Here is a 24,539-nt window from a genome sequence, read left to right as displayed (position 1 = left end):
GAATAGTTATCACTTTTTTACATACTTAATTAGTGCTCACTAAACTGTTAAATGTTTGTTTAAAGTTTTCTTTTGTGAAGGGCGTAAACTGTGACCTAGTTCACGGATGAAGATCCAAGCAGAAGCGGTTCGTATAACAAAAATTAGCTCAATTGAGCAGAGTGAGCAGAACGTGAAAAAGCAAAGACCTGTCCATTTAGATCTGCAGACTGTAAAGTTTCCTGCAACGGCCATCGCGTCCATCCTACATCGTGTATCGGGCGTTATTATGTTGTTTGCTGTCGGTATCCTTATCTGGTTGCTTAATGAGTCATTAGCATCCGCGGAAAGTTTTGCTGGCGTCCAATCTCTTTTTGATAGCTTTATCGTTAAGTTTATCGTTTGGGGAATTCTTACTGCACTGGGTTATCACTTGATAGTGGGTTTGCGCCACTTAGTGATGGATGCCGGTTACTGGGAAGAACTCTCTTCAGGATTAGCTTCAGCTAAAGTCGCTATTGCATTGTCAGTAGTGTTTTCAATCATTGCGGGGATTTGGGTATGGTAACAAATGCAGCAAGTCTTGGTCGCAGCGGTGTCCATGACTTTATTCTTATACGTGCAAGTGCAGTAATTCTAGCCTGTTACACTATTTTTATGGTTGGTTTTATCGCATGTAGCTCTCCACTGACTTATGATGCATGGCACGGATTGTTCAGTGCTCTGCCAATGAAAGTCTTCACACTTCTCGCACTGGTTGCGATTCTAGTCCATGCATGGATTGGTATTTGGCAGGTACTTACCGATTACGTTAAGTGTGTGTCTCTACGTGGTGTACTTCAGTTTGTTTTTGTCGTAGCAGCCTTTTCTTATTTGGCAGCAGGCATTTTGATAGTGTGGGGTGTTTAAGTGGGTATTCCAGTTCGCGAATTTGACGCGGTTGTTATCGGCGCTGGTGGCGCAGGTATGCGCGCGGCACTACAAATTTCTAAAGAAGGTAAGAGCTGCGCGCTATTATCTAAAGTTTTCCCTACTCGTTCTCATACAGTATCTGCGCCAGGGCGGTATCACCGTAGCGCTGGGTAATGCCCATGAAGATCACTGGGAACAGCACATGTACGATACTGTGAAAGGTTCTGATTTTATCGGTGACCAAGAAGCTATCGAATTTATGTGTAAAACCGGACCGGAAGCGGTTATCGAATTAGAGCAGATGGGCCTACCTTTCTCTCGCTTCGAAAACGGTACTATTTACCAACGCCCATTCGGCGGTCAGTCTAAAAACTTTGGTGGCGAGCAAGCTGCACGTACCGCAGCAGCGGCTGACCGTACTGGTCACGCGCTTCTTCATTGCTTATACCAGCAGAATGTTAAACATAAGACTGAGGTTTTCTCTGAGTGGTACGCACTCGATTTAGTTAAAAACGAAGACGGTGTCATTGTTGGTTGTACTGCAATCGAAATTGAAACTGGCGAAATCGTTTACTTTAAAGCAAAAGCAACCATTCTAGCGACGGGTGGAGCAGGGCGTATTTACGCATCTACCACTAACGCACACATTAACACTGGCGACGGTGTTGGCATGGCGATGCGAGCTGGCGTGCAAATGCAAGACATGGAAATGTGGCAGTTCCACCCAACGGGTATTGCTGGCGCAGGTGTACTTGTTACTGAAGGTTGTCGTGGTGAAGGCGGATACCTGCTTAACAAAGACGGCGAACGCTTCATGGAGCGCTATGCGCCTAACGCTAAAGATTTAGCATCTCGTGACGTGGTAGCGCGTTCAATGATGACTGAAATCCGCGAAGGTCGTGGTCTTGACGGTCCATTAGGCCCGCACTGTTTATTAAAACTGGATCACTTAGGTAAAGAAACTCTAGAAGCACGCCTTCCTGGTGTTTGTGAATTGTCTCGTACATTTGCGCATATCGATCCAGCTGATGGTCCAATTCCTGTATTGCCAACTTGTCACTATATGATGGGTGGCTTGCCAGCTAAAGTCAGTGGTCAGGTTCTTCGTCAAAATGACGATGGTACTGAAGAAGATATTGTCGGTTTATTCGCTGTGGGTGAGATTGCTTGTGTATCAGTACACGGCGCTAACCGTCTTGGTGGTAACTCATTGCTCGATTTAGTGGTATTTGGACGTGCAGCTGGTCAACACTTAGGTAAAGCACTTGATGCGACACCTAACCCAAAAGATGCATCTGAAGCTGAAATCGAATCATCTCTTGCTCGTTTGAATCGCTGGGAAAGCAACAAAGACGGTGAAGATCCTGCGGTTATCCGTAAAGATCTACAGCTTTGTATGCAGCTTAACTTCTCAGTATTTAGAAGTGGCGACGCAATGGCTGAAGGCCTTAAAGAACTTAAAGCGATTCGTACTCGTTTAGAGAATGCTAAGCTGTCTGACAATTCATCTGAGTTCAACACTCAGCGCATTGAATGTTTAGAGCTTGATAACTTGATGGCGACAGCGATTGCTACTGCAACCGCAGCTAACTTCCGTACTGAAAGTCGTGGTGCACATTCACGTGAAGATTTCCTCGACCGTGATGATGAAAACTGGTTATGCCACAGCGTATATGACCCAGTTACCGAGCTAATGACTAAGCGTGATGTAAATATGGAGCCTAAGCTTCGTGATGCATTCCCGCCTATCAAACGTACTTACTAAGGAGTCGAGACGATGAAATTGGAATTTGCAGTTTATCGCTACAATCCTGATGTAGATACTAAGCCATACATGAAGGATTACACTTTAGAAGTGGATGAAGGTACCGATATGATGGTCCTTGATGCACTGATGAAGCTGAAAGAATTAGATTCAACATTGTCATTTAGACGTTCATGCCGTGAAGGCGTGTGTGGTAGTGACGGTGTGAATATGAATGGTAAAAACGGATTAGCGTGTATCACGCCTGTTTCTACCTTCAAGAACAAGAAGATTGAGATCCGCCCGCTACCAGGTATGCCTGTAGTGCGCGACTTAATCGTCGACTTAACTCAGTTCTACACTCAGTATGAAAAGATTAAGCCGTACCTGATTAACGATGAAAAAACGCCTGCGCGTGAACATCTGCAATCACCTGAAGAGCGTGAGCATTTAGATGGACTCTATGAGTGTATTATGTGTGCATGTTGTTCTACAGCTTGTCCGTCATTCTGGTGGAACCCTGATAAGTTCATCGGTCCAAGCGGCTTGCTACACGCATACCGTTTCTTGATCGACAGTCGTGACACCGCGACTGAAGAGCGTTTGTCGGAGCTTGATGATGCATACAGTGTATTCCGCTGCCACGGCATCATGAACTGTGTTGATGTTTGTCCTAAAGGGCTTAACCCGACAAAAGCAATTGGACACATCAAGTCTATGCTTCTGAAGAGAGCCGTTTAATGCAGTTTAAAGAGCCGATATTGATATAGCTCTATGAGAGTCACTTTCTTTATTGGAAGTGACTCTTTTTGTGTCACGGAAGACAATATAAAGATAAATCTGGAACTCTAGGGGCTACAGAGATTACAGAAAATTTGGGTTTGCTCGAAGGTTCTGTATTTATGACTTTGGCTAAGCACGTGTATAAGTTTGAAAGGAATAGAAATGCACCAAGGCATCATGAAAGCCTGGCTTGAATCGTCTCATCTAAATGGCGCGAATTCGACCTATGTAGAAGAGATGTATGAAGCCTATCAAGATGACCCACAGTCAGTAACAGAAGACTGGCGAGTCGTGTTTGATAACCTCCCTCTAGTGAATGGTACCTCTAGTGAAGTGCCTGAAGCTGCCCACTCTAAAGTACGTGACTATTTTCGTAGTCTTGCATTAGACGGACGTCAGAAAGGCTCACCAAAAGTGACCGATCATGAAGTCGATGCAAAACAAGTTAAAGTCCTACAGCTAATTAACGCGCACCGTTTTCGTGGTCACCAGAACGCGAGCTTGGATCCGCTAGATATTTGGAAACGCGATACCGTTTCTGAATTAGACCCTGCTTTCCATGGTCTAGATAGTGACGATATGCAGCGTGAATTCAATACCGGTTCATTTGCTCATGGTGGTGACACTATGAAGCTTGTTGATCTGGTTAAAGCCTTGAAAGCGACCTATTGTGGCTCGATTGGCGCTGAGTATATGCACATTACGGACACAGATGAAAAGCGTTGGATCCAGCAACGTCTTGAGCCATCTTTAGGTTCTGCTAATTACTCAAAAACTGATAAAACTCGAATTCTTGAAGGGCTTAATGCCGCAGAAGGTATGGAAAAATACCTTGGTGCTAAGTTCCCAGGTGCAAAACGTTTCTCACTGGAAGGTGGTGATGCGCTTGTTCCTATGATGCGTGAGATTATCTATCGTGCAGGTGATGCGGGTACCAAAGAAGTGGTTATCGGTATGGCACATCGCGGTAGACTCAACGTATTAGTTAACATTCTGGGTAAGAAACCGTCAGAACTGTTTGATGAATTTGCTGGTAAGCACAGCGATGCGCTTAATGGCAGTGGTGATGTGAAGTATCACCAAGGTTTCTCATCTGATTTTGAAACCCCAGGCGGAAATGTCCACCTTGCACTTGCTTTTAACCCATCTCACTTAGAGATCGTCAATCCAGTGGTTATTGGCTCTGTACGTGCTCGTTTAGATCGACGCCAATGTGATACTGGCCTGCAAGTGATGCCAATTACCATTCATGGTGATTCAGCAATAACGGGTCAAGGCATTGTTCAAGAAACCTTTAACATGTCACAAACTCGTGGCTTTAAGGTTGGCGGTTCAATTCGCATTGTGGTCAACAACCAAGTTGGTTTCACCACTAACTTAACTGAAGATGTTCGTTCTACAGAGTACTGTACTGATATCGCTAAGATGGTACAGGCCCCTATTTTCCACGTGAACGCTGATGACCCAGAAGCGGTAGCTTTTGTGTCGCAACTGGCCGTTGATTACCGTAACGAATTTAAGCGTGATGTGGTGATTGATCTGGTTTGTTATCGCCGTCATGGTCATAACGAAGCCGATGAGCCGAGTGCGACTCAGCCATTGATGTACGCGAAAATTAAGAAGCATCCTACGCCAAGAAAGATCTACGCCGACAAGCTAATTGCAGAAAATGCAATGGGCGCCGATGACGTAACCTCGATGGTGAATGCTTATCGTGACGCGTTAGATGATGGTGATTGTGTCGTTAAAGAGTGGCGTCCGATGACGTTACACTCCGTCGACTGGACGCCTTACATTGGCGCGGAGTGGAATGATAACTACGACGCGCAGATGTCGATGGACAGGATCAAGAACCTAGCTGACAAAATTAGTTATGTTCCTGAAAGCCATAAGCTGCAATCTCGCGTTGCCAAAATCTATAAAGATCGTTTATTGATGGCATCAGGTGAGAAGTTGTTAGATTGGGGCTTTGCTGAGACATTAGCATACGCATCAATTCTTGAAGATAAGAAACGTATCCGCATTACTGGCCAAGATTCAGGCCGTGGTACTTTCTTCCACCGTCACGCTGTTTTGCATAATCAAAATGACGCTACGGCCTACATGCCACTGCGTAATATCGCTGATGATCAAGGTCCAATCGATCTGACTGATTCTGTGTTATCAGAAGCATCAGTGCTTGCATTTGAATATGGCTATGCAACGGCAGAACCTGGTGGACTAACGCTTTGGGAAGCGCAGTTTGGTGATTTTGCTAACTGTGCACAGGTAGTGATTGACCAGTTCTTGTCATCAGGTGAGCAAAAGTGGGGCCGTTTATGTGGGCTTACAATGCTATTACCTCATGGTTATGAAGGACAAGGTCCAGAGCATTCAAGTGCACGTCTAGAACGTTTCTTACAGCTTTGTGCTAACCATAATATGCAGGTTTGTGTGCCATCTACACCGGCGCAGGTTTATCACATGTTGCGTCGCCAAGTTGTGCGTCCTATGCGCCGCCCACTTGTGGTTATGTCACCTAAGTCACTGCTTCGTCATCCGTTAGCGGTTTCGAGCATGGAAGAGCTTGCTGAAGGGACATTCCAGAATGTTATCGGCGAAATTGATGAACTAGAAAAGAGTAAAGTCGACAGAGTCGTATTCTGTAGCGGTAAAGTTTACTTTGAGCTGTTAGAACGTCGTCGCAAAGAAGGCCAAGACAACGTTGCACTTATTCGTGTGGAGCAGCTTTATCCGTTCCCACATGAAGAAGCTGCCGCTGCACTTGCTGACTATAGCCATGTTAAAGATTTCGTTTGGTGCCAAGAAGAGCCTCAGAACCAGGGGGCTTGGTATTGTAGCCAGCATCACTTCTGGAGCGTAATACCTGCAGGAGCTCAACTGAGTTATGCCGGTCGTGAAGCTTCAGCTGCGCCAGCATGTGGTTACCCTGCATTGCACGCTCAGCAACAAGAATCGTTAATTAGCAGCGCATTAAAGCTGTAGTAATAGACATTATATAAAAAGGATCGTTATCCATGAGTATCGAAATTAAGGTACCCGTACTGCCAGAATCTGTTGCTGATGCAACTATTGCTACTTGGCACGTTCAAGCTGGCGAGCAAGTTTCTCGTGATCAAATCCTTGTTGATATTGAAACTGATAAAGTAGTACTTGAAGTTGTTGCACCTGAAGATGGTCAGATTGCTGAATTCCTTGCGGAAGAGGGCGATACAGTCTTAGGCGAAGCGATTATTGCTAACTTTGTTGCTGGTGCTGTTGCTGGTCAAGAAGTGACTAAAGCAGAAGCTGAAGCGGCAACACCAGCAGAAGCTGAAGAGACAAGTGATGCGCTAAGCCCATCAGTACGTCGCTTAATTGCTGAGCATAATATTGATGCTGCAGCGGTTAAAGGTACAGGTGTGGGCGGGCGTATTACTAAAGAAGATGTTGAAGCCTTCGTTAAGAATGCTAAAGCAGCTCCTGCACCAACAAGTGCTCCTGCTGCTGTAGCTGCGCCGCTTGCTGAACGTAGCGAAAAGCGTGTACCGATGACACGTCTTCGCAAGACGATTGCTAATCGTCTGCTAGAGGCTAAAAACTCAACTGCGATGCTAACGACGTTTAACGAAGTTAACATGAAGCCAATTATGGATATTCGTAAGCAGTATCAAGAGATTTTTGAGAAGCGTCACGGCATCCGTTTAGGCTTTATGTCTTTCTACGTTAAAGCGGTGACTGAAGCACTTAAGCGCTTCCCTGAAGTTAACGCTTCAATTGATGGCGATGAAATTGTTTATCACAACTACTTTGATGTCAGCATTGCCGTTTCAACGCCACGTGGCCTTGTAACACCAGTACTACGTGATACCGATAAGATGAGCCTTGCCGATATTGAACGTAATGTTCGTGAATTAGCACTTAAAGGACGTGACGGTAAATTAACCGTTGCTGACATGACTGGTGGTAACTTCACTGTGACTAACGGCGGTGTATTTGGTTCATTGATGTCAACTCCAATTTTGAACCTGCCACAAAGCGCGATTCTTGGCATGCACGCCATTAAAGATCGCCCTATGGCAGTTAATGGTCAGGTTGAAATCCTGCCTATGATGTACCTCGCACTTTCTTACGACCACCGTATCGTAGATGGTCGTGAGTCGGTTGGTTATTTGGTTGCCATTAAAGACTTCCTAGAAGACCCAACTCGTCTGTTACTTGACCTTTAAGGTTAAGGCAGACAATACCCTCGTTGCAGGCCCAATAGGGCCTGTTGAAAAATTGACAAGAAGTATAATGGATAGATCATCATGAATTTGCATGAGTATCAGGCAAAATCTTTATTTGCCGAATATGGTTTACCAGTGTCAGAAGGTTTTGCATGTGATACAGCTCAAGAAGCTGTTGAAGCGGCAGGCCATATTGGCGGTGATATGTGGGTTGTTAAGTGTCAAGTACACGCAGGCGGCCGTGGTAAAGCAGGTGGCGTTAAAGTCACTGGCGATAAAGAAGAGATAAGAGCATTTGCTGAAAATTGGTTAGGTAAGAACTTAGTGACTTACCAAACTGATGAGAAGGGCCAGCCAGTTGCTAAAATCTTAGTAGAAAGCTGTACTGACATTGCAAATGAATTGTACCTAGGTGCTGTTGTTGACCGTGCAACACAACGTGTTGTGTTCATGGCATCAACTGAAGGCGGCGTTGAAATTGAAACTGTGGCAGAAGAAACGCCAGAGCTCATTCACAAAGCAATTATTGATCCGCTAACAGGTCCCCAGCCATACCAGGCACGTGACCTTGGATTTAAGTTGGGTCTAACTCCAACTCAAATGAAGCAATTCACTAAGGTCTTTATGGGCTTAGCGAAAATGTTTGAAGATCATGATTTCGCACTGCTAGAAATCAACCCGCTTGTAATCACAGACGAAGGTAACATTCACTGTCTAGATGGCAAGATCGGGATCGACGGTAACGCACTTTTCCGTCAACCAAAAATCCGTGAAATGCACGATCCATCACAAGATGATGCTCGTGAAGCTCACGCGGCTAAGTTTGAGCTTAACTACGTAGCACTAGACGGAAACGTTGGTTGCATGGTTAACGGTGCAGGCCTTGCTATGGGTACGATGGATATCGTAAACCTACATGGCGGCAAGCCAGCTAACTTCCTAGACGTTGGCGGCGGAGCAACTAAAGAACGTGTTGCTGAAGCATTCAAGATCATCTTGTCTGACTCTAATGTTAAAGCGGTTCTTGTGAACATCTTTGGCGGTATCGTTCGTTGTGACATGATTGCTGAAGGCATCATTGGTGCTGTTAAAGAAGTTGGCGTTGAAGTACCTGTAGTTGTTCGTCTTGAAGGTACTAACGCTGATCTTGGTCGTGAAGTTCTTGCTAATTCTGATCTAGACATCATTGCTGCTACAAGTCTGACTGATGCGGCTGAGCAAGTAGTTAAAGCTGCGGAGAGCAAATAATGTCTGTATTAATTAATAAAGATACTAAAGTAATCTGTCAGGGTTTCACTGGCGGTCAAGGTACTTTCCACTCTGAGCAAGCTATCGCTTATGGTACTCAGATGGTTGGTGGTGTGTCTCCTGGAAAAGGCGGTCAAGTTCACTTAGGTCTTCCAGTATTTAATACTGTAAAAGATGCTGTAGCTGAAACTGGCGCAACGGCAACGGTTATCTACGTTCCTGCACCTTTCTGTAAAGATGCAATCCTAGAAGCAATTGACGGTGGCATTGAGCTAATCGTTTGTATTACTGAAGGGATCCCAACGCTTGATATGCTTCAAGTTAAAGTTAAGCTTGAAGAAACTAATGTTCGTATGATTGGTCCTAACTGTCCAGGTGTTATCACTCCTGGTGAGTGTAAGATTGGTATCATGCCTGGTCACATCCATAAGCCTGGTAAAGTGGGTATTGTTTCACGCTCTGGTACATTAACGTACGAAGCGGTTAAGCAAACTACTGATGAAGGTTTTGGCCAATCTACTTGTGTAGGTATTGGTGGTGACCCGATTCCAGGGACTAACTTCATCGACGTATTGGAAATGTTCCAAAACGATCCACAAACAGAAGCAATCGTGATGATTGGTGAAATTGGTGGTACTGCTGAAGAAGAAGCGGCTGAATACATCAAAGCTAACGTCACTAAGCCTGTTGTTTCATACATTGCTGGTGTTACTGCACCTGAAGGCAAACGTATGGGTCATGCTGGCGCGATTATCGCTGGCGGTAAAGGTACGGCTGAAGATAAGTTTGCAGCTCTAGAAGCTGCAGGTGTGACGACTGTTCGCTCTCTTGCTGACATCGGTAAAGCTCTGCGTACTAAAACAGGTTGGTAGTAACTGTTTTTAGTTCAAAAAAACCGCTCTTCTAAGAGCGGTTTTTTTATGGTTTGCTGGAGCTATCGTCTTAACTTGTCTCTATATCAAACGATTAAAATTTAAATCGTTTCTGAACGTATAACGCTCCAAAGACTAAACCCATAAGTTCTCAAAGCTTCCTTTATCTGAGCCTATTCTTAAGCATATACCTCCACTTCTAAATTCAGAAACATTAATTGCGTTGTGATCCGCCAAACTGAGGCTGATTTATACAGCGTATTTTTAGTTTAATTGACAACATCAGCGTCTGAATATTGCCTTTGCACTGACTGGCTAGTTTATTTCACACTATTTGTTGCTGAGGTTTTCGAGGAAAACACTAGTCGCTACCGAGTCTCTAGCGCAGTTACCTGATTTAATTTCATCTGGAATCATTAAATATTGATTTAGATTCAATCGTATAGCAATTTTGGTTGGTGACTAGCAACATAAAACTACAGCGGGTATATTGTATTCTATAGTTGTATTTTTTTATTGTACGTTCAGTAGGTAAAGATGAAATCTTGCATGATGGTAGCGAGATTCAAAATAGCGGTAGGTTTGTAGATGGTTCAAGCGGTTCATCTCATTAGACACTGTTAATAAGAATTCTAATAATGATAATGACGGAGATCGAAAGGCATGGTTTTTCTTCAACAGAGTATGGCGCGGCAGTTTATCGCAGGACTATTGCTAACGCTGACCTTGATAACACTTGGTAGCTTAATACTCAAAAGTTACCAGGTTCGACAGGAGTCTGCGGCTGTACTGAGTGAAGAAGTTGATAGAGTATTGCAACAACTTACCGGTAAAATCGATCATATGCTGTATTCGCGCAATAACCAGTTAGATGCAGTGTTTACCCACCCCAGTACCACAGCTGCAATAAAGTCGATTCAAGAGCGTGGCATCGATTATGAAGACCACCAAGCGTTAAAACCAGTCAGTAAGTATTTCCAATCATTAATAAAGCTTGATCCTTCATTAGTCAGCCTTTTTTTTACTACCACAGCAACATGGGAATATTTTGACCATGATAGTAAGAATAAAGATCCTGATTACTACATAAACAAGCGTCCATTTTGGCAAGAATTTCTTAGCCAAATGAATCATTATGTTAATGATCCCTACTTAGATGCTGATGGCGAAATTCTTTTAACATTTAGAGCGCCAGCATTTGACCAACAGAGTAATCTTATTGGAACCGTTGGCTTAGATTTGGATTTAGAGCAGGTTAATCAAGAGTTTGCGGCTTTACAGAGTGTATATCCTGGACTCGATGTGTTTGTGGTAAGTGATAGTGGCTTGTTAGTTAATTTTCCTGACATGGTCAATCAAATGGTTACTAATGGCCTAAGCACATTGGATATGGCTGGTATCGATCAAAACTATAGCCAGCAAGGCGCACAAGGCTTTGGCCTTATGTGGCAGGACTATAAGAATAAAAATATGACTGAACATCATGTGCAGTGGAAGAACCAGCAATATCGCGTTTTTATACAAGCCTATGAGCGAGCGCTACCAGAAGTTCACTGGAACGTCGCGGTTATGTTGCCAGAAAGCGCAATCACTGCGCCTATAGATACCGCTATATGGGATAACATTTTAAATTCTATCGTTTTCAGCTGTGTCATTGCACTGTTTATGTGGTTGCTCATCAAATGGCAGCTAAAGCCGTTTCAACAGCTGCAGCAAGCGATGCATTCAATCAGTCAAGGTGATGCGGATCTAACCCGTCGGCTTAATATCAATCGACAAGATGAACTCGGAAAATTGTCAGATGCTTTTAATGATTTTGTCAGCAAAATTCAATTGATGGTTAATGAGTCCAGTTCTATGGCGAATAAGTTCTATCAGAACTCGCAGGAGAGCCTACAATCTACAACTGAAACTAACGCCATTGTAGGGCAGCAAAAAACACAACTTGCGAGTGTAGCTAGTGCATCTGTGGAAATGGCACAGACTAGCGAACATGTAGCGGGTCGTGCACAAGATATCTCTGCCATCGCATCTGAAACTAAGCAAGGGGTTGTCAGTGGGGTAGCAAATATTGAAACAGTTAATGAAAGGATGGGCGTTTTAGCTGATCAGATCCAACAAGCAACAGACGTCGTTGCGGCATTAGAGCAAGATACTAGCAAAATAGGTGAAGTGGTTAATGTTATTGGCGCAATTGCTGAGCAGACGAATCTATTAGCGTTAAATGCGGCTATTGAAGCCGCAAGAGCTGGTGAACAGGGGCGCGGTTTTGCTGTTGTCGCTGACGAAGTTCGCAACTTAGCTTCTAGAACTCAGACTTCAACGACTCAAATTCACGATATCGTTGCCAAGCTGCAAAATACGGCTAAAGATGCGGTAGATGTAATGAACCAAGGGTTAGAAGAGACTAAAGTCAACAAAGCTGCGACGCTTGCAGTTATTCCAGAGTTTGAAACTATTTTGACCTCGATGGAGCAACTTGAACAGCATATGGTCGATATTTCCTCAACAATCACCCAGCAATCAAGCACGGCAATACAGATGAATCAAGAGATTATAGAGATTGATGAAATGGCTTCCGGTACGGTGACTCAAACACAATCTTTAGCTGTAACCATTCAGGAGACTGAATCTCAATCTTCAGAGTTGATAAATGCGATGGCTCGCTTTAAGTCGTAAACGCAAGGGCGTTAGTTGTATAAATTATCGCTATATGAGGACAAACTCTCGAGTTTTACTAGAGGTTGTTGAGCGTTTTAGCTTGTTTTTTGTTCAAATTCAATGGCCTTTTTGGGCAAGTCTTGAGCGATGATGCATAGCGAGCTGAGTGAAAAGCACGTAACGCAAGGATAAAAGCATTGAAACGAACCCGAAAGGCCGCGCAGCTTAGCTATTTATACTGCGTTACAGGTGATTTGTGGAGAATGATTAAACCGCATAACCTCTGCCTTGGCAAAATAACCAATAAACTGCGGTAAAAACAACCATGAAAGAACAACAACCCCTAGCGCGTTTCTAAGTATTTGCCCTCTTTTTTTTATAGTTTAATGTTTATACCTAAGAAGCAATTAGAATGATTGGTGATAAAAATCGAAAAACAACGCCAAAATATGGCGATGTAACAGCGATCTGTTATACCTAATTTATCTATAGAGGAACTTGTAGGTAGATTTTATGTCTATGGTCAGCGCAAAAGAGTTTTCAGATTGGTTAAGGTTAAGGTTCGAAGGACTCAATGAAGGGGTATCTTTAACACGTAAAGATATCAATCAGCTAACAGGGCGGCAGAATTTTTCAGCCGATTTTGTTAACGACATTCATTTTGAGCTAATGCGTCATGATATGGCTTTTGTCACGGATACATCTAGAGAGAATTTTTTTCTGGTGCCGATTAATAAACAATCATGGAGAGATAAGCTTGAGCAGCAGTTTGAGAAAGAGATTTTTTGCAATATTATTCCTTTGAATATTTCTAGCAATTAGAGTCCGACAAAGGGCGTTTGTTTGCAGGTTTTAAAAATTTTTTTATAGCAGCGGATGCTTATTTACCAGCCTTGTTAATGACTGCCATACCGATAAAAGATCATATCGTTTTTTTTAAAATAATCTCTTAACTTGTCTGATTTCCCATATTAATTTGATATAATTACTAATCTTTATACCTTATATTCTATCAAGGTAATTCCTGTTATCTTTTCTAGGAAAAATTAAACCTGTATGGCCATTATTTCAATTGTTTTTCCACTCCTATTTATGGCCGTATTAGGTTATATACTCACCACGAGATCCGTTTTTTCAAAAGAGCAGATAGGTGGGATAAGTTTATTCACTTTTTACCTCTGCATTCCTGCTTTTTTATTCATCAATATGTATCAGGCCGACCTAAATAAAAGCTTTAATATTAATGCTTTAATTAGTTTTTACCTACCAGTGTTAGTTGCTTACGGCATAGGCTTTTTACTCTTCTACTTTGTGCGAAGAGGGCATCAGCAACGTATAGGTAATAGTGCTGCTTATGGGTTAGGTTGTAGTTACTCAAACACTATTTTAGTGGGGTTACCTATTATCGTTGGCGCGCTAGGTCAGGAGATGATGGGCAATGTGTTTATTATCATTACCTTTCATAGTGCATTGCTTTTTTCATTGACCTTTATTTTGGCTTTAAGCAGAAACAAAGCAGAGTTTAAAGCCGGACCATTTATAAAAGGCATCGTGTTTAACCCTATTGTTATGAGTATCTCACTAGGTCTAGCATTCAATCTATTGCAAATCCCTTTAGCTGATAACTTAGCAAGTGGTATTGATTTATTGAGCCAACCAGCATTAGCATGTGCGCTGTTTGTATTAGGTGCTAACCTGAGCTTTTATAAAATAGCTAAAGATTGGAAATTGGCTATAATGGCCTCATTGGTCAAATTGATTTTTCTGCCAGCGCTAGTCTATGCCCTAGGCTCGATGTTCAGGCTAGAAGCTAATTTATTAGCTGTATTGGTATTGCTCAGTGCCTCCCCGCTTGGCATTAATGCTTATCTTGTTGCCATGCAAGTTCAAGCTCAACAGGCTGTCATTGCCAGCACTGTGGTTCTTTCCACAGCACTGTGTGTGTTTACGATGAGCTTTTGGTTATCGGTTTTATTATGATTAAAGCAACATTTATCTAGGCTTAAGCTTACTACTGCTATGTTTGGCGCGTGAAAACTCTGCCGGCGATAGGATATAGGTATCCTCACTATAGAAATCATCACTTCTTGCCATATGCCACCAGTCGCTCCAAGGTCCCTCAATATGTTTCTCTTGCAGTAATTCGTTTTCTTTTAATGGCTCGATGAGACTGCCTACTGACATTAATAGCCCATATGGAGTGCGCTTTTTCAACATATGAGGCAGTAACTTGGCTGGATTGTCCAAGCCCATACTGCCAACCAGTTCAAAAAAACTTTCTATGGTGTTGTGGTGGTAGTTTTTTACCCGTTCACTTTTTTCTATAACGTTTACGGCTTTGCTTCTAGCTGGGTCTTGAGTGGCTATACCTGTAGGGCACATATTGGTATTACAGTGGCGAGATTGAATGCAACCAAGTGACATCATCATGGTACGGGCAGCATTGACTGAATCGGCTCCCATCGCTATTTTGGCCAAAAGATCGAAACTTGATGCTGTCTTGCCTGAAGCGATAATATTAATTTTATCTCGTAACCCTGCGCCTATAAGCGCGTTATGAGTAAAATATACTCCCTCTAAGCACATCATACCTAAACGATTGGAAAACTCGACTGGTGCAGCGCCAGTACCGCCCTCAGCACCATCTACCGTAATAAAGTCGGGCGTTATCCCTGTTTCTAACATTGCTTTACACAAACCTAAAAATTCTACCGGATTACCGATACAGAGCTTAAATCCAATGGGCTTCCCTTCACTTAGTGTTCTCAGCTTGACGACAAAATTAAGCAGATCTTTTGGTGTGGTGCATTCAGGATTTACCGCGGGTGATACACAATCCTTATCTTTAGCAATGTGCCTAATTGTAGCAATTTCATCAGTAATCTTTGCAGCAGGTAATACACCACCATGTCCAGGCTTTGCCCCTTGAGAAAGCTTAATTTCAATCATCTTGATTTGTGGGCGAGTCGCCATCGCAGCGAATGATTCGGGGTTAAAGTTACCTTCTTCATCACGACAGCCAAATAACCCAGAACCAATTTGCCAAACAATATCTCCATGGTGCTTCAAATGGTAGGGGCTAGCACCACCTTCTCCCGTGTTGTGATAACAGCCGGCCTTCAATGCCCCTAAATTCAGCGCTTCAATAGCGTTAGAGCTTAATGAACCAAAGCTCATCGCGGATATGTTGAGGTAGGACGCATCATAGGGTTGTAAACAATCTGGCCCCCCAAACCGTACTCGCTTAGCATCAGCTTGCACTGCTCTTGGGTGCAGAGATTGCCAAAGGCTTAAATAATTATCCTCAAGCAGATCACGCTGTGTACCAAAAGCGATGGTGTCTCTGACATTTTTAGCTCGTTGGTAAACTAAAGAGCGTTGCTCACGGTTGAATGGTTTTTCCTCGGTATCATTAGCAATAAAATACTGTTGAATCTCAACTCTGTAAGATTCTAAAAAATAGCGGATATGTGCGACAACAGGGTAGAGACGATTGAGTGTATGCTTACTATGGTACATATCGAAGTAGCCAATAGTGCTGTAAGTGATTGTCAATAATAGTAAGAAAATGGTTCCAATACTGGTTTGGCTAATGGCTAGGTTTATTGCGACTAAGTTTCCTAAAGAAGCGATAATCCAAAAGAACTTTTGCATGATGGTCATAAATATTCCTTACTATTATGCACCTGATAGCGGATTGTCTTATTGAAAGGCATTTTTGCCGATTAGGCAATCTTGTTTTAATACTTTCTAATTTAAGTAGAAATTAGTTATATTAGTATCGATTATAGTCAAAAAGTCGTGAATACAGATAAGCATACTATGTTTGAAATATTGTGTGTTGTAGTAATATGGATAGCGCAATACCAAGGAGTTTAAAGTGATAATTGCTGAAACCGAGAGACTGATAATACGACGATTTGAGTCAAAAGATACTAAAGCAATTTTTTTACTCAACAGCATCCCGGAAATTCTCACCTATATACCTGGTGCGCCAATGACTAATATTACGCAGGCCGAAGAGATTTTGGAAAACATGATCCTAAGTAACTATGAGCAATTTGGTTATGGGCGTTGGGCTGTAGAACATAAAGCAGATGCTAAAGTTATAGGCTTTTGCGGGCCAAAGTATATTGAGGAGTTTGATGAAGTGGAGCTCGGTTACCGTTACCTTCCTAGCTACTGGGGGAAGGGGATTGGCTTTGAAGCAGGGACTGCCGCCTTAACTAAATTCATTGATTACGATATCCAAGAGGCTATTGCTTTAATCCTCATCGGGAATAAAGGCTCAGAAGGTGTGGCAAAAAAGTTGGGTATGCAAGAGCGTGGTAGGGATAAGTTTATGGGACACAAGGTAAATGTTTTTCACAAGTATCTTTAGCCAAGGGCGATTTTGTCAATTGTGCCCCATAAAAAAACCAGCATTTAGCTGGTTTTTTTAACTAAATAAACCTTAAGGCTCACCATGCTCGCAGTTGTCATTGGTGCATACACCGTAAAGGTAAAGACTGTGGTTTGTCAGCTTAATGTTGTGCTTCATGGCAATTTCGTCTTGGCGTTGCTCAATCATATCATCTGAAAACTCGAAGACCTTACCGCATGATAAACATACAAGATGATCATGGTGGTGTTGTGTTGCAAGTTCGAATACAGCTTTGCCGCTTTCGAAATGGTGACGTGTGACTATTCCTGCGTCATCAAACTGGTTAAGTACTCGATAAACCGTCGCTAAGCCGATCTCTTCGCCCAAATCCAGTAGCTTTTTATAAAGATCTTCAGCACTGATATGCTGATTCTCTGGTCCTTGCATCAATTCTAAAATTTTGACTCGTGGTAAGGTTACTTTCAAACCCGCTTTCTTTAGCGCTTGATTTCCATCTGTCATTATTGTTCTCTTGATTGCAGAACGGCCTGTCAACGCGAGCCAGTTCATATGTGAGTATTCAATCCATTATATGTGCACAATTAGAAAACTTAAACCTTTGATATAGTAATAAGACATCTATTGTAAATAAAAGCGATAAAGCTGATATAAAACAAGCAATTTAAGCGTACTTTTTGTATTGTTATTAGCGTTTATACTAATGCCTAATGTAAAAATTATTCTATCCTTGGCAAAATGGAAACAACAATACTAAGAAATAGGACTGTAGATGTACCAGCAGATAGTAATACTAACTGGCGCCGGGATCTCGGCAGAATCTGGATTACGTACCTTTCGAGATCAAGATGGTTTGTGGGAGGAGCATAAGATTGAAGAGGTCGCAACACCTGAAGGTTATGAGAAGAACCCACAATTAGTGGAACAATTCTATAATGAGCGCTGGCAGCAGTTCCATAATGGTTGCATCGAACCCAACGCTGGCCATGATGCTCTGGCTAAGTTGGAACGTGAATTTGAAGGTAAGTTACTCGTTGTCACGCAAAATATTGATGATCTTCATGAAAGGGCGGGTTCAAAGCGCTTGTTACATATGCATGGCGAGCTCTCGAAAGGGCGTTGCCCTCGCTCTAGACAAACCTTTTTACTGAGAGAGCCTTTTGGTCCTGACCATACTTGTACTTGTTGTATTCCAGCGCAAAGGCTTCGTCCTCACGTTGTTTGGTTTGGTGAAATGCCAATCGGCTTAGATCGCATTCAGCATGCCTTAGACAGCTGCGATCTGTTTATTGCGATCGGTACATCTGGCACCGTATATCCTGCTGCTGGTTTTGTTGACACAGCAAATCATCATGGAGCACAAACCGTCGATATTAATCTAATGCCAGCAGATCGGCATAGCCAGTTCCAATACCATTTACAGGGAAAGGCGAGTGAATTGCTGCCCAAATTGGTCGAACAAATCCTCCAAGGAAAAGTCATTAATGATCAAATGCTGGTTGGATAATCAATATGCTTGATGCATCTGCTGACCAGAAGCTTGCGATTATTATGCGCGGACTCCCCGGTAGTGGTAAAAGCTACTGGGCAAAAGAGTTTGTTGCTACTTATCAACAAAATGGCAGCTCGATTCAGACTGAAAAGCAATACGGTATATTTTCAACCGACAGCCTTTTTTATAACATGGGCGTGTATCTGTTTAACCAAAAGCTGTTGCCAAAATATCACCAGTTAAACTTAACTGCATTTATCGAAGCCATGGCTGACGGGTTGCCTTTGGTTATTTGTGATAATACCAACCTAGCTTATTGGGAGTTTAAAGCGTATAGCGCAGCAGCACAGGCATTAGGTTACGAAGTACGTATCCAGCAAATAGGCGACCCAGCTTCGGTAAAACATCAACAACTTTGTGCTAAGAGAAACCGTCACGGTGTGCCTTTTCAAAGTATCAAACGCATGGCGTCGATGTTTGAACCTATCTGAAATTAACTTAGGGGCTAAAAACGACGACCCATGCCAATAATTAGATGGTTCCAGTTAAGGAATCCATATTCGGCATAGAGGTTCCATTCATTTTTAGGCCCAAAATCATAGTTTAAGCTAAATGAGATGTTTTTAGTTTCTTGCTTAGCAAGATCGATATCGAATTTTACATTTTCCATTAAGGGGGCGAGTTCAGTCCCTTTAAAAGAGTATTCACCGGTAACATTTTGGCGAACACTTTGATGGCTAAACGCTAAGAACCAGGCTAATTTATCACCAGCAACATCAAAGCGTTGCCCTATGCGCACTGAAGCAAGTTTGGTTTTAATTGAACTATCGGTGGTATCTGTTTTAGCTTTAATGACGGCACCTATTGCCATAATGGTAAAAGGTGTGTCTCCAATTATAGGCGCTATTTGACCCGCAAGGACTGTGCCTAAACCAAAGTTTGTAGCGGTATAGCTTATTGGGATTGGCAGCACAACACCATCGCAACTTTCGCCGCAAGGCAGTCCCTCAACATTATCTAGCTTTGCTTTTATATCTTTATTGCCTTCGGTATAACCAAGGATCCCATAAACATTCCAGAAAGGTAAGACCCACGCATCTAGTTTCAGCTGCACGCTCTTGTCGCGGCCTGTAATGGTGACATCCTCTGCTGGAACGAGGTAATCATTAGGCCCTCTTAGACCAAGCAAACCGCCATCTACCTGAACCTTAAAGTCATCGCTGGCGATGTAGTCAGCTTCAATGTCGTTGTAAAACAGCGTTACCCCAACCGGAATGGGTAATTGGTATCCACGTTCAGACGCTTTATCTGCCAGCAGAGGCAGACCACTCCAATGCTTAGGGGTGAGCTGTTGGTTAACTGTGCTATCGAGTTCTTGGCTGGCATAAGTAAAATAAGAGCTGAATAGCGTGAAAACAAGTGCTAAAAGTTTGAATGATTGAGTCGTCATAATGTTGAGCCTAGAAACCGAGCGCGTACTTTATCGGCTTTGACGACTAAAGCAACTTAGCATTCTAAATATGGGAGTGATGCAACAAAATTAGGATTAATTTTATGGAATGTTGACTATGCGCTAGAGCAGGGTTTGCTGCTATTGTTTGACGGCAATAAAAAAGCCTATAGATTTTCACCTATAGGCTTTTATTAAAGTTTAAAACTCTTCAGAGTAGTAACTATTCAGTAATAGTTACTTCTTAGCGTTTCTTTCTTTAACTTCAGCGATAACTTTTTCAGCAACACTGTTTGGACATGGTGCGTAGTGAGCGAATTCCATTGAGAATTGGCCACGACCAGATGTCATTGTACGTAGTGAACCGATGTAACCGAACATTTCTGATAACGGTACGTCAGCTTTAATACGAACACCAGTAACACCAGCCATTTGGTCTTTGATCATACCACGACGACGGTTAAGGTCACCAATTACGTCACCTACGTTGTCTTCTGGGCTGAATACGTCAACGTTCATGATTGGCTCAAGAAGTTGTGCACCGGCTTTAGGCATAGACTGACGGAATGCACCTTTAGCAGCGATTTCGAACGCGATAGCTGACGAGTCAACTGCGTGGAAAGCACCATCAGTAAGTTCTAGTTCAACGTCTAGTACAGGGAAACCAGCAACAGTACCGGTATCCATCATAGATGCGAAACCTTTCTCAACTGCAGGCCAGAATTCTTTCGGTACGTTACCACCAACAACTGAAGAGCTGAAAGTGAAACCAGTGTTTTGCTCACCTGGACGGATAACGTAGTCGATCTTACCGAACTGACCAGAACCACCAGACTGTTTCTTATGCGTGTAGCTATCTTCAGTAACCTGAGTAATAGTTTCACGGTAGGCAACTTGAGGCTCACCTACAATTAGGTCAACGCCGTATGTACGCTTAAGGATATCTACCTTAATGTCTAGGTGAAGCTCACCCATACCTTTAAGAATAGTTTCACCTGAGTCTTCGTCAGTTTCTACGCGGAAAGATGGATCTTCTGCAATCATTTTACCGATAGCGATACCCATTTTCTCTGATCCGCCTTTATCTTTTGGCGCAACAGCGATAGAGATAACTGGCTCTGGGAATACCATAGCTTCAAGAGTACAAGGGTGCTTAACATCACACAAAGTGTGACCAGTTTGCACGTTCTTCATACCTACGATAGCGATGATGTCACCAGCTTGTGCGTAATCAAGTTCGTTACGCTCATCAGCTTGCATTTCAACCATACGACCAACACGTTCAGTTTTACCTGTAAACGAGTTAAGGATGGTGTCACCTTTGTTGATCTTACCTGAGTAGATACGTACGAAGGTAAGGGCACCAAAACGGTCATCCATGATTTTGAATGCTAGTGCTTTTAATGGCTCGTCAACAGATACTGTTGCAACTTCGCCTGTTTCATTACCTTCTTCATCAGTAAGAGGTTGAGGATCAACTTCAACTGGGTTTGGTAGGTAATCAACAACAGCGTCAAGAAGAAGCTGCATACCTTTGTTCTTAAATGCAGAACCACAGTATGTTGGGAAGAAGTCCATTGTACGAGTACCCTTACGGATACAACGCTTAATGTCTTCCATAGATGGCTCTTCGCCGTCCATGTAAGCTTCCATTAGGTCATCGTCTTGCTCAACAGCAGTTTCGATAAGCATTTCACGGTATTCTTCAACTTGGTCAACCATGTCAGCTGGAACATCTTCAATCTTGTAGTTTTCAGCTTGTCCAGTTTCATCCCATATCCAAGCCTTACGAGTTAGCAGGTCAACAACACCTGAGAACTCATCTTCGATACCGATTGGTAGAACCATAACAAGTGGGTTAGCTGCAAGAACGTCTTGAGTTTGCTTAACAACACGCAAGAAGTCAGCACCCATACGGTCTAACTTGTTTACGAAGATGATACGTGCAACTTCTGATTCGTTCGCATAACGCCAGTTAGTTTCTGATTGTGGTTCAACACCACCAGAACCACAGAATACACCAACACCGCCATCAAGAACTTTAAGAGAACGATAAACTTCTACTGTGAAGTCAACGTGGCCAGGGGTGTCAATAACGTTGAAACGGTGGTCGTTCCAAAAACAACTAACAGCAGCAGACTGAATGGTAATACCACGCTCAGCTTCCTGTTCCATGAAGTCAGTTGTTGACTCGCCGTCATGAACTTCACCTATCTTATGGATTTTACCGGTAAGCTTAAGGATACGCTCTGTTGTGGTGGTCTTACCCGCGTCAACGTGAGCAAAGATACCAATGTTTCTGTACTTTGATAAATCAGTCATTTTTCTACTCTATTGGAGTTACGTTCTAAAATTCCGCGCAAGTATAGCAATACTTTTCCATTTTTTTTATCGATTTTTATCATTCAGCGCTAATTTAAGCGAAATATCATGAAAAAATCACATTTTGAGCCATAAATTATCATTTCCTAATCATTCTCTAGCTCATACTGGACGCTAGTTTATCCATGTAGTCGGTGATATTTTTCTTTTTTTGGCTAATTAGAATAAATATTGCGCTGTATAGATGCTGTAAATAGTCACAGAAAAACGAGTTCTCAAAATTATTGAACATTAAGTTCAGAACTATTTCTTCGAGTTATTAGGAAACAAGATGAAATATAATTCATTGACTACGGGTCATGTGTTATCAACTCGTAACAGAACGGACTCGATATTGAATGAATGCTTTTTTATTTGCTGGAATGCATATAGCCAACCGATTGAGCTTTAAGAAGAAGTTCAGCCTTCTTGCCTTTGTGACTCTTTTGCCTCTTATATTTGGTGCAGCCATCATTGTTATGCAACAAAAAGAAGCGGTAAATCTGCTAAATGATGAATAGCGGGTTTGTCTGTTTTAACTAAATTAAGCGATATTGAACGCACATATCGTCACAGCCGAGAAAATAATTGGCAAAACTATACTGAGGCAAAATCCCTCGTTTTGGCGACGATTAAACAGCTGGAAAAGACAGCAAAGCTGCAGTCAAATTCAATGAATGTTTTAAGGCAATTGGCACTTGAATTGAATAGAAGCAGTCAAGATACTGCGAACCTATTGGCGAGCAGTATAGTGAGTGCAAAGGAAGATATATCAGCACTATCGGGGCTCGCACTAGACGGTGAACCCAGTGGCTTCTATCTTGCTGAATTGTACATTAATCGCATTGCTCAAATATCTGAATACTACTCGTTAGTGACAGCGTCTGCTTCGAACATATTGCAGCAAGGTCGTTTTACTCCGCAGTCTTACACTCAGATAGTCGCTCTTAATAAAAGATTGGCGGAACAACAACTTTTACTAAAAAAGAGTACAAATCGACTGTATACCACAGTTGGGAATACTGAGATGTTACCTTTAAAAACCGCTTTAGTGGAATCGGCACAATTTGTAGATAGCTTTGTATCAGGGATTGAGATGAGCATTATTTCTCCGGATAATTTCAGTGTTGATTTGGCTGCTTTTCATGCTCAATCAAATGCAGGAACAGAAGCATTAGATTCGCTTGGCAAGGACACTGCGGACATACTTCAATTACGGATCCAAAATCGCCTTGATAGAGAGCGGTCACATATGTTTTGGCTTATTATTACAGCGTTGTTCGTTGTTATTTTTAGTGTCACGATTCTACTGATTATTTACAAAGCAATCGTTGATAAAGTGGACGCAATTGAGGCAATGACCTCTCGTGTTGCTAAAGGTGATTTTACCGCCGATCTTAAGGTCACTGGAAATGATGAATTATCTAAAATAGCAGAAGCGATTAATCACATGTTAGCGAGTGTACGAATGTTGATTACTGGGGTAAAGCAAGTCAGTCTTGATGTGGTTGAAGCCAGTGAAAAAATGCAACTTGTCACCTCAGATGTAGAGTCAACTTTGACCAGTCAACAAGCACAAACTCATAGCGTCGCAGAGGCTATCACGCAGATGGTCCACTCTGCAGATAATGTTGAGCGCTGTACATATGATGCCAATCAAGTGACTTCAGATGCACTCCATTCAGTACAAAAAGGCAACAAAGTGATTTCAAGTACTGTAAATGGGATCAATAAAATTGCCGAAGAGGTGGCAACAGGCGCCGACGTCATTAATCAGCTGGCATTACATAGCAGTGATATAGGTAAGGTGGTTAATGTGATCCGTGCTATTGCTGAACAAACCAACTTGTTGGCGTTAAATGCTGCTATCGAAGCGGCAAGGGCGGGAGAGCAAGGACGAGGGTTTGCCGTGGTTGCCGATGAAGTGAGAACTTTGGCGAGTCGCACGCAATCGTCTACTCAAGAAATCGAAGCCATGATTGAGCTAGTGCAAAAAGGTGCGAGACAAGCCGTTAAAGCGATGGAAGCAGGCTCGTCACAGGCCAATGACGGGGTAAAGCAGGCTAGGCTAGTTAGTGACAGTATGGCCACCTTGGCGAGCAATGTTGAAGATATCGTGCTTATTAGCGACCAGATCACTGAAAGTGTCGAAGCGCAGCGTCAGGTGTCAACAACAATGGATACACGTACTCACGCCATAAAAGAAGGCGCTGATTTGGCGCTAATTGCCGCTAAGGAAGCATCGTCGATAGGTAAAACGTTAGCAAAAGACTCGCAACGGTTAGCGTTACAGATTTCGGGGTTCAGTTTATAACAGTTAAGTGGGACAAAATTATGTTTTGCTTTTGGTTATAGAAAGGTAATTGGCAGATGATTTGATGGCTCAGTCACTGATGGTTACAGTTTAAGCCGCTATGTTTTGCTCAGATAACGCTAGCATCTATAAAG

General features: G+C 42.7%; 19 protein-coding genes and 1 pseudogene. 16 read left to right on the top strand and 4 right to left on the bottom strand.

The features are described 5' to 3' along the window. Positions 1–151 precede the first annotated feature (151 nt). The 11 genes and pseudogenes from sdhC to SWP_RS13230 all read left to right on the top strand — a co-directional run bounded on the left by sdhC (position 152) and on the right by SWP_RS13230 (position 14,387). Positions 152–547 (top strand): succinate dehydrogenase cytochrome b556 subunit, encoded by a 396-nt coding sequence (gene sdhC, locus SWP_RS13280; protein ID WP_143711248.1) that lies wholly within the window; start codon positions 152–154, stop codon positions 545–547. Then, the gene (gene sdhD / locus SWP_RS13275; protein WP_020913031.1) at positions 541–888 is read left to right on the top strand and encodes a succinate dehydrogenase, hydrophobic membrane anchor protein; all 348 of its coding nucleotides are present in this window, start codon (positions 541–543) and stop codon (positions 886–888) included. Before sdhC ends, sdhD begins: the two co-directional genes overlap by 7 nt. Next, positions 889–2,656, top strand: a pseudogene (sdhA, locus tag SWP_RS13270) (succinate dehydrogenase flavoprotein subunit). It abuts the gene before it with no gap. 12 nt (positions 2,657–2,668) lie between these two features. Further along, positions 2,669–3,376: a succinate dehydrogenase iron-sulfur subunit gene (locus tag SWP_RS13265; RefSeq protein ID WP_020913029.1), complete on the top strand. Its 708-nt coding sequence runs from the start codon at positions 2,669–2,671 to the stop codon at positions 3,374–3,376. A 204-nt stretch (positions 3,377–3,580) separates the two neighbouring features. Continuing rightward, positions 3,581–6,403, top strand: coding sequence for a 2-oxoglutarate dehydrogenase E1 component (sucA, locus tag SWP_RS13260; RefSeq protein WP_020913028.1), 2,823 nt, complete (start codon positions 3,581–3,583; stop codon positions 6,401–6,403). Positions 6,404–6,435: 32 nt separating this feature from the next. Next, positions 6,436–7,626: a 2-oxoglutarate dehydrogenase complex dihydrolipoyllysine-residue succinyltransferase gene (gene odhB, locus SWP_RS13255; RefSeq protein ID WP_020913027.1), complete on the top strand. Its 1,191-nt coding sequence runs from the start codon at positions 6,436–6,438 to the stop codon at positions 7,624–7,626. Positions 7,627–7,707: 81 nt separating this feature from the next. Next, positions 7,708–8,874 carry an ADP-forming succinate--CoA ligase subunit beta gene (sucC, locus tag SWP_RS13250; RefSeq protein ID WP_020913026.1) on the top strand — a complete coding sequence of 389 codons (1,167 nt, stop codon included), beginning with the start codon at positions 7,708–7,710 and terminating at the stop codon, positions 8,872–8,874. Beyond that, positions 8,874–9,746 (top strand): succinate--CoA ligase subunit alpha, encoded by an 873-nt coding sequence (sucD, locus tag SWP_RS13245; RefSeq protein ID WP_020913025.1) that lies wholly within the window; start codon positions 8,874–8,876, stop codon positions 9,744–9,746. Before sucC ends, sucD begins: the two co-directional genes overlap by 1 nt. A 663-nt stretch (positions 9,747–10,409) precedes the next feature. Beyond that, complete coding sequence (locus tag SWP_RS13240; RefSeq protein WP_044555914.1) at positions 10,410–12,425, top strand: methyl-accepting chemotaxis protein; 2,016 nt, start codon at positions 10,410–10,412, stop codon at positions 12,423–12,425. Between the two features lie 495 nt (positions 12,426–12,920). Beyond that, a complete protein-coding gene (locus SWP_RS13235; protein ID WP_020913022.1) occupies positions 12,921–13,229 on the top strand; it encodes a hypothetical protein in 309 nt (102 codons plus the stop codon). A gap of 234 nt (positions 13,230–13,463) precedes the next feature. After that, a complete protein-coding gene (locus SWP_RS13230) occupies positions 13,464–14,387 on the top strand; it encodes an AEC family transporter (protein ID WP_020913021.1) in 924 nt (307 codons plus the stop codon). Between the two features lie 12 nt (positions 14,388–14,399). On the opposite strand, the gene SWP_RS13225 is transcribed toward SWP_RS13230, so the two are convergent. Then, a complete protein-coding gene (locus SWP_RS13225; RefSeq protein ID WP_020913020.1) occupies positions 14,400–16,070 on the bottom strand; it encodes an FMN-binding glutamate synthase family protein in 1,671 nt (556 codons plus the stop codon). Between the two features lie 217 nt (positions 16,071–16,287). Here SWP_RS13225 and SWP_RS13220 point away from each other — a divergent pair, with 217 nt between their 5' ends. Then, complete coding sequence (locus SWP_RS13220) at positions 16,288–16,788, top strand: GNAT family N-acetyltransferase (protein WP_020913019.1); 501 nt, start codon at positions 16,288–16,290, stop codon at positions 16,786–16,788. Between the two features lie 72 nt (positions 16,789–16,860). Here the strand turns inward: SWP_RS13220 and fur are convergent, their stop codons facing one another. Beyond that, the gene (fur, locus tag SWP_RS13215) at positions 16,861–17,292 is read right to left on the bottom strand and encodes a ferric iron uptake transcriptional regulator (protein WP_020913018.1); all 432 of its coding nucleotides are present in this window, start codon (positions 17,290–17,292) and stop codon (positions 16,861–16,863) included. 268 nt (positions 17,293–17,560) lie between these two features. Here fur and cobB point away from each other — a divergent pair, with 268 nt between their 5' ends. Continuing rightward, complete coding sequence (gene cobB, locus SWP_RS13210) at positions 17,561–18,295, top strand: Sir2 family NAD+-dependent deacetylase (RefSeq protein WP_020913017.1); 735 nt, start codon at positions 17,561–17,563, stop codon at positions 18,293–18,295. A gap of 5 nt (positions 18,296–18,300) precedes the next feature. Further along, positions 18,301–18,771, top strand: a complete 471-nt coding sequence (locus tag SWP_RS13205) for an AAA family ATPase (RefSeq protein ID WP_020913016.1) — start codon at positions 18,301–18,303, stop codon at positions 18,769–18,771. Between the two features lie 14 nt (positions 18,772–18,785). Here SWP_RS13205 and SWP_RS13200 read toward each other — a convergent pair whose 3' ends face one another. Both SWP_RS13200 and fusA read right to left on the bottom strand, forming a co-directional pair. Next, positions 18,786–19,730 (bottom strand): hypothetical protein, encoded by a 945-nt coding sequence (locus SWP_RS13200; RefSeq protein ID WP_020913015.1) that lies wholly within the window; start codon positions 19,728–19,730, stop codon positions 18,786–18,788. A gap of 237 nt (positions 19,731–19,967) precedes the next feature. Continuing rightward, complete coding sequence (gene fusA, locus SWP_RS13195; protein ID WP_020913014.1) at positions 19,968–22,052, bottom strand: elongation factor G; 2,085 nt, start codon at positions 22,050–22,052, stop codon at positions 19,968–19,970. A gap of 398 nt (positions 22,053–22,450) precedes the next feature. On the opposite strand from fusA, the gene SWP_RS24200 reads away from it, so the two are divergent. Beyond that, positions 22,451–22,612, top strand: a complete 162-nt coding sequence (locus tag SWP_RS24200; protein ID WP_020913013.1) for a hypothetical protein — start codon at positions 22,451–22,453, stop codon at positions 22,610–22,612. Positions 22,613–22,617: 5 nt separating this feature from the next. After that, complete coding sequence (locus SWP_RS24195; protein ID WP_020913012.1) at positions 22,618–24,405, top strand: methyl-accepting chemotaxis protein; 1,788 nt, start codon at positions 22,618–22,620, stop codon at positions 24,403–24,405. Positions 24,406–24,539: the final 134 nt, after the last annotated feature.

The organism is Shewanella piezotolerans WP3 (genome assembly GCF_000014885.1).
GTDB lineage: Bacteria > Pseudomonadota > Gammaproteobacteria > Enterobacterales > Shewanellaceae > Shewanella > Shewanella piezotolerans.
This window is presented reverse-complemented; position numbering and strand designations above follow the sequence as displayed.